Origin of the sequence: Streptomyces sp. NPDC059452 (assembly GCF_042750035.1) — a bacterium.
GTDB lineage: Bacteria > Actinomycetota > Actinomycetes > Streptomycetales > Streptomycetaceae > Streptomyces.
In genome coordinates this window covers 127,640-140,048 of sequence record NZ_JBHYVE010000024.1, presented here as the reverse complement: position 1 = coordinate 140,048, position 12,409 = coordinate 127,640, and the positions used below count along the sequence as shown (strand labels likewise).

The window sequence follows — 12,409 nt, the reverse complement described above, 5'->3', positions numbered from 1 at the left end:
AGACTCCTCCGCCGGGGCACCGGGCCGTTGTGGATACGTGACCTTCTTATGCGTACGCGTGGCCTTCCTATGCCGACGCGTGACCTCTTCGGATACGCGTGACCTACTTCAGCGCCCCCGCCGTCAGACCGGAGACGACCTGTCGCTGGAAGATGATGTACGCGGCCAGCACCGGGAGCATCGCGATGACCAGACCGGCGAAGAGGCCGGAGTAGTCGCCCTTGTACCCCTGGCTGGAGGCGAGCTCCACCAGACCCTGTGCGAGCACCCGCTTCTCCGGGTCGGTGTTCAGCACCGTCGGCAGCATGTACTGGTTCCACTGCCCCAGGAAGTTGAAGATGCCGACGCTGATCAGGCCGGGCTTGGCCATCGGCAGCATCACCTGGAAGAACGTCCGGGTGTGCGAGGCCCCGTCGAGGATCGACGCCTCCGCCACCGAGGTCGGCAGCGTGCGGAAGAACGAGGTCAGGAAGAACACGGTGAACGGCAGCGAGTACGCGATGTACACGAGGATCAGGCCGTGGATCGTGTTCAGCAGCCCCATGTTGTCCATGACGTAGAACAGCGGGACCAGCGCGAGCATGATCGGGAAGCTCATGCCGCCGACGAACAAGAAGTAAATGAAGCGGTTGCCCGGGAACTCGAAGCGGGCGAGCACATAGGCGGCCATCGACCCGAAGACCAGGGTGCCCACGAGCGAACCGCCCACCACCAGGATGGTGTTCAGGAAGTACTCGCTCATATGGGCCTGGCTCCAGGCCCGGCCCCAGCTGTCGAAGTTCAGCGAGTCGGGCAGCGACCAGGGGCTGTTGAAGATGTCCGTGTCGGTCTTGAACGAGGACATCACCGCCCAGAACAGCGGCAGGACGACCATGATCGCCCACAGGACCAGCACGCCGTGCGAGAAGACGTTGAGGACCTGGCCCTCGGTGCTCTTCGCCGGGGCCGCCGGGCTCTTGCGGACCGTGCCGGTGCGCTGCGCGGGGACCGTGGAGGCGCCGGGGCCCGAGGAGGGCCCGGATGCGCCGGAGGGAGGGGTGTCGGTGGTCTTCATCAGAACTCCAGCCGCTCGCGCCGGCCCACCCGCATGACGAGGGCGGCGAAGGCCAGCGTCACGACGAGCAGGGCGACACCGATCGTGGTCGCGTAGGCCGCCTGTCCGTCACGGAACGCCGACTGGTAGACGTACAGCGGCAGGACGGTGGTCGAGTAGTCGGGCCCACCGGGGCCGACGCTCATGATGTGGACGATGGCGAAGCCCTCGGCGCCGAGCGCCAGGATGCCCATGTAGACCCAGCCGGACTGGACCGTGTCCCACAGCAGGGGCAGCGTGATCCGGAAGAAGGTCGTGAAGCGGCTCGCCCCGTCCAGCAGGGCGGCTTCGTAGAAGTCCTTGGGGATGGAGGCCATGCCCGCGGAGAACAGCACCACGAAGAAGCCGGTCGTGCACCAGACGAGGACCGCCATGATGACCCAGAGGGCCAGCTTCGGATCGCCCAGCCAGTCCGGTACGTCCTCGAAGCCCACGCCCTTGAGGATGCCGTTGATCATGCCCTGGGTCGGGTCGAAGGCGAACTGGAACAGGATGGCCACGATCGCGATCGAGAGCACTTGCGGGAAGAAGTAGGCGATCTTGTAGAAGCCCGAGCCCCGTACGCCGGTGACGGCGGCGCCCTTGCGGCGCCGGCCGCCCACGTTGAGCATGAAGGCGAAGAAGAGCGCGAGGCCCAGCGTCACCAGCGGCAGCAGAACGGCCAGCAGCACACTGTGCTGAAGCGATTTCCAGAAGATGTCGTCGCCGAGCATCTTGGTGTAGTTGTCGAACCCGACCATCTTGAAGTCGGGGCTCAGCCCCGTCCAGTCCGTGAACGAGTAGTAGATGGACTGGATGAAGGGCCAGATGACGAAGATGACGTACAACGCCATCGGGACCACCAAGAACCCGATTATGAACCGGTATTTACCGTGTTGCATCGTTACCGACTCCGACCTTCCCCGAGCTGCCGCCGCTGGTGACGCGTGATCACTGGTGCCTGAAGTGCTTGATGGACTGGTCCTTGGCGGTCGCGTCGGCGAAGGCCTGGATCTTCTTGATGGTCTCGGCCGGGGTGGCGCGGCCGGCCATCATCTCGCCGAGCGCGGCGACACCGATCTGCTCCTTCTGGAGCTTGACGTACCAGTCCTGGAGGCGCGGGTTGACCACATTGGTGCCGGCCTTCTCCAGCGCGGCGACACCGGACTTCAGGCCGTCCGACAGCTCCAGGCCGTCGGTGCCGCCGTTGAAGGCGGAGAGCGACTTGGTGTTGGCAGTGAAGGACTTGGAGGAGGCCTCGCTGAGCATGATGCGCAGCTGCTCCATGCCGCCCGCCGGGTTCTTCGCCTTGCTCGGGACGATGAACGGCTCGCCGCCGGAGGCCCAGATGGTGCCGAAGGGCAGCTTGTCCGAGGAGTCGAGGCTGGAGGGAGCGCCCACGGACAGCTTGAAGTCCTTGGGGATGATCGCCTCTTCCTCGTTCTCGACCCAGGAACCGTTCGGGATGAACAGCGCCTTGCCGCGGGCCCAGGCGCCCTGCGAGCCGCGGTGGTCCAGGCCCGGGGTGCCCTTGAGGATGTAGCCCTTGGCGAAGAGCTCGTAGTACGCCTCGAAGGCCGCCTTGACCGCGGGGTGCTCCCAGGCCTTCGGCTCCAGGTTGTCGATGGCGTTGAGGACCTCGACGCCGCCGATCTTCCCGATGAACGGGTAGAGCGAGAACGGGATGTAGTACGGGTGCTTGCCGGGGTAGGTCCAGCCGGCGATGCCCTTCTTCTTGGCCTTCGCACAGAGCGCGAGCATCTCGTCCCACGTCTCCGGGTACGCGGAGTCGAGCTTCTCCAGCGCGGTCTGCGAGTACCAGACGCCGTAGACGGTGTACGCGTAATACATCATCCAGACCGGGTCGCCGTCGAACTGGCCCATCTCGACGATGCCGGGCCGCAGGGTGTCGCGGACCGTCTTGGCGGGGTCGTCGATGGAGGGGGCGTCGAGCAGCGGGGTGAGGTCGGTGAGCTGCTTCTTGCCGACCAGGACGCCCATGTCCATCTGCTGGGCACCGGAGTTGTCGATCAGGTCCGGCGGGGTGCCGCCGTTGAAGCGCGGCTGGAGGACCGACTGGATCTTCTGCGTCGCGGAGAACTTGATCTGCGCCTCGGGGTAGGTCTTCTTGTAGACGTCCCGGGCGTCCTCGGCGTACTTGGTGCCGAACCCGCCGTCGAAGATGACGATCTCCAGCGGGGCGCTGCCGTTGACGGCCAGCGGGTTCTTCTCGGTCTTCTCGCCCTTTTCGACCTTGTTGTCGTCGCTGTCGCCGCTGCCGCTCGCGCAGGCGGACAGGAAGCTCATCGTCGGAACAGCGATCAGGCCGAGTGCGGCAGAACGCTTGATCAGATCGCGACGGCCAAGGCCCTCATTGTTCTGAGCGGAGGTGGATCCCATGCTCAAGTCCTCGCCTTCTCCAGGACTCAGGCGGTGTACCGGTCACCCGTCGAAAATTCGCCTCAGGCGAAGGGCCCCGCCACCGCGGTCAGTTGCGCTTGGGTGGTGCAGATATGCAGGTGTACCGGAGAGAGAAACCGGTGGAGTGGAGGTGTCGGAGAACCGTACAGCGAGGATGCCTGCGGCACCTCGCGACCGTCCCCTGTTCCCCCTGGTGCACATCCGTCGGAAACGGCTGCGCGATGGCGACAGGTATAGTCCACTTGTCGCCAACTGAGCAAGATCGAATGCACGTTGGGGCGGCAGTCTTTCCCGAGTTGAGACCTCGTGGACTCCTCGGCACCGTGCGCCCTGTCCCGGGGGCGGGTTTTTCCCCTTACGGCCGATTCGCGTACCGCGCCCGCGGCAACACCCTTGACACGTCCTGTCACTTGACTCCCTACTGGACCTTGCATCCCGCTATGACAACGTTGTCCAAGCACGCTCCGGGGAGGAATGGCTCGGTATGCAGCCACCACATGGTCTCCACCAAGGCGCTGGGAAGGTCTTCAGCAGCGCCTCCCGTACGAGCCGTACGAGACAGGGCCGTACACGACGGAGCCGTACCAGACGGAGCCGTACGGCCGCCGTCCTCGCGGCAGCTCTCGCCCTGGCCCTCGCGGCCCCCACGGCCGCCGTCGCGGGCCCGTCCGGGGCCCCGCAGAAGCCGTCCGGCGAACGGACGTTCCGCTCCTCGTTCGAAGCGGACGAGAAGCAGCCGGACTGGCGCAACACGGTGGAAGAAGGACCGGACGGTACAGAGCGCTCATCGGGTGTCGACGGCGGATTCTCCGCCGGAATACCGGGCAATGTGACCGACCGGGTGACCGATGTCCGTGCCAGCGCCGAGAACACGGCGGGCGGTGAGGTCAAGGAGAACCTGGTCGACGTCGAACCGGCCTCCAAGTGGCTTGCGTTCGCGCGGACCGGCTGGGTCGAGTTCGATATGGACGAGCCGGTGAAGGTGGTGACGTACGCGCTCACCTCCGCCAATGACCACGCCCCGCGCGACCCCAAGGACTGGACACTCAAGGGCTCGGCGGACGGCAAGGAGTGGACCGACCTCGACCGGCGTACGGGCGAGACCTTCACCGAGCGCCACGAGACCAAGTCGTACGATCTCGCCTCCGGCACCGCCTACCGCCACTTCCGGCTGGAGATCACCGCCAACAACGGCGCACCGGACATCCTCCAGCTCGCCGACGTTCAGTTCTCGAACGGTGACACCTCCGCGCCCGTCCCCGACGAGATGCGCAGCCAGCCCGACCGGGGCCCCTCCGGCTCGCCCACCGCGAAGGCGGGCGCCGGATTCACCGGAAAGAAGGCGCTGCGTTACGCGGGTACGCACAAGCCGGGCGGCCGCGCGTACGCGTACAACAAGGTCTTCGACGTGAACACGGCCGTCACCAAGGACACCGAGCTCTCCTATCTCGTCTATCCGCAGATGGGCGAGACGGACCTCAACTACCCCGCGACCCACATCGCGGTGGACCTCGCCTTCACCGACGGCACGTATCTGAGCGAGCTGAGGGCCACCGACAGCCACGGCGGCCTGCTCACCCCGCAGGGCCAGGGGGACGCCAAGCGCCTCTACGTCAACCAGTGGAACAAGGTCTCCTCGCGCATCGGCACGGTGGCGGCGGGGAGGACGGTCGACCGGATCCTGGTGGCGTACGACTCACCCAAGGGTCCGGCGAAGTTCCAGGGCTGGGTCGACGACATCGTGATCGAGCCGAGGAAGCCGGAGAAGCGCAAGGCGCATCTGTCGGACTACGCGCTCACCACGCGCGGCACGAACTCCTCCGGCGGCTACTCGCGCGGCAACAACATTCCGGCCACCGCCGTCCCGCACGGCTTCAACTTCTGGACGCCGGTCACCAACGCCGGTTCGCTGAGCTGGCTGTACGACTACCACCGGGGCAACAACGAGGACAACCTCCCCACGCTCCAGGCCTTCAGCGCCAGCCATGAGCCGAGCCCCTGGATGGGCGACCGGCAGACCTTCCAGGTGATGCCCTCGGCGGCGGCAGGCACCCCGGACGCGGCCCGCACCGCCCGTGCGCTGCCCTTCCGGCACGAGAACGAGGTCGCGAAGCCGCACTACTACGGCGTCACGTTCGAGAACGGCCTCAAGGCCGAGATCGCGCCGACCGACCACGCGGCCCGGATGCGGTTCACCTACCCCGGCAAGGACGCGAGCCTGGTCTTCGACAACGTGTCGAACGCGGGCGGCCTCACCCTGGACCCGGCGACCCGCTCCTTCTCCGGCTACACGGACGTGAAGAGCGGTCTGTCCACCGGGGCGACCCGGATGTTCGTGTACGGCGTCTTCGACGCGCCGGTGACGGACAGCGGGAAGCTGAAGGGCGGGGGCGGCGACGACGTCACCGGCTTCTTCCGCTTCGACGCGGGCAAGGACCGCACGGTCAACCTGCGTCTGGCCACCTCGCTGATCGGCGTGGACCAGGCGAAGAAGAACCTGGCCATGGAGATCCCGGAGTCGGCCTCCTTCGAGAAGGTGCGGCGCAAGGCGCAGGCGGCCTGGGACGACATCCTCAAGACCATCGAGGTCGAGGGCGCGAACGAGGACCAGCTGACCACGCTCTACTCCAGCCTGTACCGCCTCTACCTCTACCCGAACTCCGGCCACGAGAAGGTCGACGGCAAGAACAAGTACGCGAGCCCCTTCTCCAAGCCGGTCGGTGAGGACACCCCGACGCGGACCGGGGCGAAGATCGTCGACGGCAAGGTGTACGTCAACAACGGCTTCTGGGACACCTACCGCACGACCTGGCCCGCCTACTCCTTCTTCTCCCCGAAGAAGGCCGGCGAGCTGGTGGACGGCTTCGTCCAGCACTACAAGGACGGCGGCTGGACCTCGCGCTGGTCCTCCCCCGGCTACGCGGACCTGATGACCGGCACCAGCTCGGACGTGGCCTTCGCGGACGCGTACGTCAAGGGCGTGAAGTTCGACGCGGAGGCGGCGTACGACGCGGCGGTCAAGAACGCCACGGTGGCCCCGCCCTCCTCGGGCGTCGGCCGCAAGGGCATGGAGACCTCCGTCTTCACCGGTTACGCGAACACGGCCACGCACGAGGGCCTGTCCTGGTCGCTGGAGGGCTACCTCAACGACTACGGCATCGCGCGGATGGGCCAGGAGCTGTACAAGAAGACCAAGAAGCCCCGCTACAAGGAGGAGTCGGCCTACTTCCTGAACCGGGCGCAGAAGTACGTCAAGCTCTTCGACGACAAGGCGGGCTTCTTCCAGGGCAGGAAGCCGAACGGCGACTGGCGCCTGCCCTCCGCCCAGTACGACCCGCGCGTCTGGGGCTACGACTACACGGAGACCAACGGCTGGGGCTACGCCTTCACCGCCCCGCAGGACAGCCGGGGCCTGGCCAACCTGTACGGCGGCCGCGCGGGCCTGGGCAAGAAGCTGGACACGTACTTCTCCACGCCGGAGACGGCGGGCCCGGAGTTCGTCGGCAGCTACGGCGGGGTCATCCACGAGATGACCGAGGCGCGTGACGTACGGATGGGCCAGTACGGGCACAGCAACCAGGTCGCCCACCACGCCACGTACATGTACAACGCGGCCTCGCAGCCGTACCGGACGCAGGAGAAGGTCCGCGAGGTGCTCAGCCGCCTGTACGTGGGCAGCGAGATCGGGCAGGGCATCCACGGCGACGAGGACAACGGCGAGCAGTCGGCGTGGTACCTCTTCTCGGCGCTCGGCTTCTACCCACTGGTGATGGGCAGCGGGGAGTACGCGATCGGCTCGCCGCTCTTCAAGAAGGTCACCGTCCGCATGGACAACGGCCGCAAGCTGGTGGTCGAGGCCCCGAAGAACAGCGAGCGGAACATCTACGTGCAGGGTGTGAAGGTCAACGGCAAGAAGTGGACCTCCACCGCGCTCCCCCACGAGGTGCTGGCCAAGGGCGGCACGCTGGAGTTCGCCATGGGTCCGAAGCCGTCCGCGTGGGGCACGCGGAAGGACGCGGCCCCGGTCTCCATCCAGAACGACGACAAGGTCCCGGCGCCCAGGGGCGATGTGCTGAAGGGTGACGGGGCGCTGTTCGACAACACCTCGGCCACGTCGGCGGAGGTCGCGTCGGTGGAGCTGCCGGTGACGGCGTCCACGAAGGCGCTCCAGTACACGCTGACGTCGGCGGCGGCGGACAGGGCGCCGAAGGGCTGGACGCTCCAGGGCTCGTCCGACGGCAGGAAGTGGACGGACCTGGACCGCCGCTCGGGCCAGTCCTTCGCCTGGGACAAACAGACCCGGGCCTTCTCGGTGGACCGGCCCGGTGCGTACGCGCAGTACCGGCTGGTGCTGACGGGGACGGCGACGCTGGCGGAGGTGGAGCTGATCTCCTGATCCGTACGTGATCCACGCGGGCGGCCGGTACCCCAGGGGTGCCGGCCGCCTGGCTTTCACGCCTCCTGAAGGCTCTCGGGCAGGGCCACGTTGAGGGCGGCGACGACCGGGCGGCCGTGTTCGGTGCCGAGCCGGGAGACGGCCCCGGTGGCGAGCTGGAAGAAGCACCCCTCGGCCGGGGTCAGCCCCAGGTAGCGGGCGGTGAGGACGCGCAGGAAGTGCGAGTGGGCGACGAGCGCGATGTCCGCGCTCCCAAGCCCCTCGGCGGCCGACCGGACGCCCGCGAGCACCTGGTCGGCGCGCTGCCCGACCTGGGCGGGGCTCTCGCCGGGGTGCTCGTCGGAGCCGGGGTCGACGCCGTCGGTCCACAGGTTCCAGAAGGGCCTGGTGCGGCGGATCGCCTGGGTGGTGATGCCCTCGTAGCCGCCGTAGTCCCACTCCCGCAGCTCGGGGGTGACCCGGGGTGCGTGGAGCCCGGCCAGCTCGGCGGTGCGGCGGGCCCGGATCGAGGGGCTGACGAGGGTGAGGCCGATGTTCCGGTCGGCGAGAAGCGGGGCCAGGGCACGGGCCTGGCGCTCGCCGGTGGCGGTCAGGGGGAGGTCGGTCCAGCTCGTGTGCTGCCCGGAGCGGGACCACTCGGTCTCGCCGTGCCGGATGAGGATCAGCTCGCCCATGGTGGTCCGTTCGCTTTCTGTACGGGTGGGGCGGGGGGTGTGGGTGGTTCGGGTGGTGTCGGTGATGGTGGCGGGGCCACGTACCGTAAGGCCCTCACCAGATCGATTTCCCGTGGGGGGACCGCATGTCCGACACCTTTCCGCCTCCGCCGCCCGAACAGCCGCAGCCTCTGCCGCAGCACCAGGTTCCGGTGGGGACTCCGCAGCCTTCGCCCTGGGCGGCTCCGGCCCCGGCCGGACCGGCACGGAAGGGGCGTACGGGGCTGATCGTGACGCTCGTCCTGGGCGTCGCCTTCGCTCTGGTGGGGGCGGTGGTGGTGCTCGTCTACTCGCTGATGCAGTCGGCCTGGGACTCCGCGGCCCTGTCGCCCGAGCCGCCGGGGGCGTCCTCCGCCGCGCCGTACCCGGAGGACGACGAGGAGGAACCGGACGAGGAGCCGGAGTTCGACTCGGACGGGATGGCGGATGTCGCGATCACGAAGTGCACGCGGGACTCCGTGATCGACTGGCCGCACGCGGAGCTGGAAGTCGTGAACGGGACCGGGAGCACGGCGGCCTATGTCGCGTACGTGTCCTTCGTGGACCAGGACGGTGAGCTGGTGTCCGAGGGCCTCGCGGTCGTGGAGGACGTCGCCCCCGGGGGGAAGGCCAAAATGACGGCCCAGGGCACCGGGGAGGCCCCGGAAGGCACGAAGTGTCGGCTCGACCGGGTGCAGCGGGACGCGATGTAGCGGTCCGGCGTTCCGGTACGACGCCGAAGGGCCGTACCCCGGGGAGACCCGGGGTACGGCCCTTCTTCACTCGGTGGCCGGTCCGCCTACTTGCGGATCAGGCTGCGGAGCACGTACTGCAGGATGCCGCCGTTGCGGTAGTAGTCCGCCTCGCCGGGGGTGTCGATCCGGACGACGCCGTCGAACTCCACACCGGTGTCGGTGGTGACCTTGACCGTGCGCGGGGTGGTGCCGTTGTTCAGCTCGGTGACCCCGGTGAAGGAGAAGGTCTCCTCGCCGGTGAGACCGAGGGTCTCGGCGTTCTGGCCCTCGGGGAACTGGAGCGGGAGGACGCCCATGCCGATGAGGTTCGAGCGGTGGATGCGCTCGTAGGACTCGGCGATGACGGCCTTGACGCCGAGGAGCGCGGTGCCCTTGGCGGCCCAGTCACGGGACGAGCCGGAACCGTACTCCTTGCCCGCGAGAATCGCGAGGGGGGTACCGGCGGCCTGGTAGTTCTGCGAGGCGTCGTAGATGAACGACACCGGGCCGTCAGCCTGGGTGAAGTCGCGGGTGTAGCCGCCCTCGGTGCCCGGCGCGATCTGGTTGCGCAGGCGGATGTTGGCGAACGTGCCGCGGATCATGACCTCGTGGTTACCACGGCGCGAGCCGTAGGAGTTGAAGTCACGGCGCTCGATGCCGTGCTCCGTGAGGTACTTGCCGGCCGGGGTGTCGGCCTTGATGGCACCGGCCGGGGAGATGTGGTCGGTGGTGACCGAGTCGCCGAGCTTGGCGAGCACGCGGGCGCCGGTGATGTCCTCGACCGGGGTCGTCTCCATCGTCATGCCCTCGAAGTACGGGGGCTTGCGCACGTAGGTGGACTCGGCGTCCCACTCGAAGGTGTTGCCGGTCGGGATCGGGAGCGCCTGCCACTGGGCGTCGCCCGCGAAGACGTCCTGGTAGGACTTGTTGAACATGTCCTCGCCGATGGCGTTGGCCACGACGTCGTTGACCTCGGCCTCGGTGGGCCAGATGTCGGTCAGGTAGACCGGCTTGCCGTCCTGGTCGGTGCCGAGGGCATCCTTGGTGATGTCGACCTTCATCGAACCGGCGATGGCGTACGCGACGACCAGCGGCGGGGACGCCAGGTAGTTCATCTTGACGTCGGGGTTGATGCGGCCCTCGAAGTTACGGTTGCCGGAGAGGACCGACGTGACCGCGAGGTCGTTGTCGTTGACGGCCTTGGAGACCTCCTCCGGCAGCGGGCCGGAGTTGCCGATGCAGGTGGTGCAGCCGTAGCCGACGAGGTTGAAGCCGACCTTGTCGAGGTACGGGGTCAGCCCCGCCTTGTCGAAGTAGTCGGTGACGACCTTCGAGCCCGGGGCGAGGGTGGTCTTGACCCACGGCTTGCGGGTCAGGCCCTTCTCGACCGCCTTCTTGGCCACGAGCGCGGCGGCGACCATGACGTACGGGTTCGAGGTGTTGGTGCAGGAGGTGATCGCGGCGACGGTGACGGCGCCGTGGTCGATCTCGTACGTCGAGCCGTCGGGGGCCGTGACGGTGGTCGGCTTCGACGGGACGCCGTTGGAGACGGCCGGGGCGTCGGAGGCCGGGAAGGACTCCTTGCCCGCCTCCTCGTCGTCGGAGACGTAGTTGCGGACGTCCTGCGCGAACTGCTCCTTGGCGTTGGCCAGGATGATGCGGTCCTGCGGGCGCTTCGGTCCGGCGATGGAGGGGACGACCGTGGAGAGGTCCAGCTCCAGCTTCTCGGAGAAGTCCGGCTCGGCGGCCGGGTCCAGCCAGAGGCCCTGCTCCTTGGCGTACGCCTCGACGAGGGCGACCTGCTGCTCGTCGCGGCCGGTCAGGCGCAGGTACTTCAGCGTCTCGCCGTCGATCGGGAAGATCGCGGCGGTGGAGCCGAACTCCGGCGACATGTTGCCGATGGTGGCGCGGTTGGCCAGCGAGGTGGCGGCGACGCCCTCACCGTAGAACTCGACGAACTTGCCGACGACGCCGTGCTTGCGGAGCATCTCGGTGATGGTCAGCACGAGGTCGGTGGCGGTGGTGCCGGGGGTCAGCTCGCCGGTCAGCTTGAAGCCGACGACGCGCGGGATGAGCATGGAGACCGGCTGGCCGAGCATCGCGGCCTCGGCCTCGATGCCGCCGACGCCCCAGCCCAGCACGCCGAGGCCGTTGACCATGGTGGTGTGCGAGTCGGTGCCGACGAGGGTGTCGGGGTACGCCTGGCCGTTGCGGACCATGACGGTACGGGCCAGGTGCTCGATGTTCACCTGGTGGACGATGCCGGTGCCCGGGGGGACGACCTTGAACTCGTCGAAGGCGGTCTGGCCCCAGCGCAGGAACTGGTAGCGCTCCCGGTTTCGGCCGTACTCCAGCTCGACGTTCTGGGCGAACGCCTCGTTGGTGCCGAACTTGTCGGCGATGACGGAGTGGTCGATGACCAGCTCGGCCGGGGCCAGCGGGTTGATCTTCGCCGGGTCGCCGCCCAGCTCCTTCACGGCCTCACGCATGGTGGCGAGGTCCACGACACACGGCACGCCGGTGAAGTCCTGCATGATCACGCGGGCCGGCGTGAACTGAATCTCCTGGCTGGGCTGCGCCTGGGAGTCCCAGCCGCCGATGGCCCGGATGTGGTCGGCGGTGATGTTCGCGCCGTCCTCGGTACGGAGCAGGTTCTCCAGCAGGACCTTCAGGCTGTACGGGAGGCGCGCGGAGCCCTCTACCTTGTCCAGCTTGAAGATCTCGTACGACTCGTCGCCCACGCGCAGCGTGCTGCGGGCGTCGAAGCTGTTCGCCGACACGACAGTCTCCTTCTTCAATGTGCGCGTCTACCGCGCCGCGCCTCATTGGCAGCGGGCGCCGCGTTGTGCCGCCTACCGCCCCGACCATCCGCTAAGGTAAGGATTAGTTAGGTAACCCTTACCGGGCGGCGGCTGCGGTGCGCCTCGGCAGATATCTCGATGTCGAGATAACTCTAGTACATAGCCGCCGCTCGGTCATGCCCAGGTGCCCTTGTCCGGCGACATGCCCGGCCGCCCGGGCACACCTCCCCGGCTCCGGCCCGCCCCAGGTGAAAGGCTCGACGCCGGGAACCGCCCCCTGCGGCGGTCAGTCC

The 12,409-nt window shown here is 67.9% G+C and carries 7 protein-coding genes; 2 read left to right on the top strand and 5 right to left on the bottom strand.

Annotation, left to right across the window (positions count from 1 at the left end; all coding sequences use genetic code 11):
* Window positions 1-103 precede the first annotated feature (103 nt).
* The 3 genes from ACFW9Z_RS27895 to ngcE are packed head-to-tail and all read right to left on the bottom strand — an operon-like array spanning window position 104 to window position 3,472.
* Window positions 104-1,054 (bottom strand): carbohydrate ABC transporter permease, encoded by a 951-nt coding sequence (locus ACFW9Z_RS27895; RefSeq protein WP_384645328.1) that lies wholly within the window; start codon window positions 1,052-1,054, stop codon window positions 104-106.
* Window positions 1,054-1,974, bottom strand: a complete 921-nt coding sequence (locus tag ACFW9Z_RS27890; RefSeq protein WP_384645327.1) for a carbohydrate ABC transporter permease — start codon at window positions 1,972-1,974, stop codon at window positions 1,054-1,056. Before ACFW9Z_RS27890 ends, ACFW9Z_RS27895 begins: the two co-directional genes overlap by 1 nt.
* Window positions 1,975-2,023: 49 nt before the next feature.
* The gene (gene ngcE / locus ACFW9Z_RS27885; RefSeq protein ID WP_384645326.1) at window positions 2,024-3,472 is read right to left on the bottom strand and encodes an N-acetylglucosamine/diacetylchitobiose ABC transporter substrate-binding protein; all 1,449 of its coding nucleotides are present in this window, start codon (window positions 3,470-3,472) and stop codon (window positions 2,024-2,026) included.
* A 505-nt stretch (window positions 3,473-3,977) separates the two neighbouring features.
* Here ngcE and ACFW9Z_RS27880 point away from each other — a divergent pair.
* Window positions 3,978-7,889, top strand: coding sequence for a GH92 family glycosyl hydrolase (locus ACFW9Z_RS27880; RefSeq protein WP_384645325.1), 3,912 nt, complete (start codon window positions 3,978-3,980; stop codon window positions 7,887-7,889).
* A 56-nt stretch (window positions 7,890-7,945) separates the two neighbouring features.
* On the opposite strand, the gene ACFW9Z_RS27875 is transcribed toward ACFW9Z_RS27880, so the two are convergent.
* Window positions 7,946-8,563, bottom strand: coding sequence for a histidine phosphatase family protein (locus ACFW9Z_RS27875; protein ID WP_384645324.1), 618 nt, complete (start codon window positions 8,561-8,563; stop codon window positions 7,946-7,948).
* 125 nt (window positions 8,564-8,688) lie between these two features.
* Between ACFW9Z_RS27875 and ACFW9Z_RS27870 the strand changes: the two genes are divergently transcribed.
* A complete protein-coding gene (locus ACFW9Z_RS27870) occupies window positions 8,689-9,294 on the top strand; it encodes a hypothetical protein (protein ID WP_384645323.1) in 606 nt (201 codons plus the stop codon).
* 86 nt (window positions 9,295-9,380) lie between these two features.
* Here the strand turns inward: ACFW9Z_RS27870 and acnA are convergent, their stop codons facing one another.
* Complete coding sequence (acnA, locus tag ACFW9Z_RS27865) at window positions 9,381-12,095, bottom strand: aconitate hydratase AcnA (protein WP_384645322.1); 2,715 nt, start codon at window positions 12,093-12,095, stop codon at window positions 9,381-9,383.
* Window positions 12,096-12,409: the final 314 nt, after the last annotated feature.

Excerpts from the sequence above, each read along its gene's own strand:
- ACFW9Z_RS27880 (WP_384645325.1), top strand. The coding sequence starts at position 3,978 with ATGCAGCCACCACATGGTCTCCACCAAGGCGCTGGGAAGGTCTTCAGC.
- ACFW9Z_RS27895 (WP_384645328.1), bottom strand. The coding sequence starts at position 1,054 with ATGAAGACCACCGACACCCCTCCCTCCGGCGCATCCGGGCCCTCCTCG.
- ACFW9Z_RS27890 (WP_384645327.1), bottom strand. The coding sequence starts at position 1,974 with ATGCAACACGGTAAATACCGGTTCATAATCGGGTTCTTGGTGGTCCCG.
- ACFW9Z_RS27870 (WP_384645323.1), top strand. The coding sequence starts at position 8,689 with ATGTCCGACACCTTTCCGCCTCCGCCGCCCGAACAGCCGCAGCCTCTG.
- ngcE (WP_384645326.1), bottom strand. The coding sequence starts at position 3,472 with ATGGGATCCACCTCCGCTCAGAACAATGAGGGCCTTGGCCGTCGCGAT.
- ACFW9Z_RS27875 (WP_384645324.1), bottom strand. The coding sequence starts at position 8,563 with ATGGGCGAGCTGATCCTCATCCGGCACGGCGAGACCGAGTGGTCCCGC.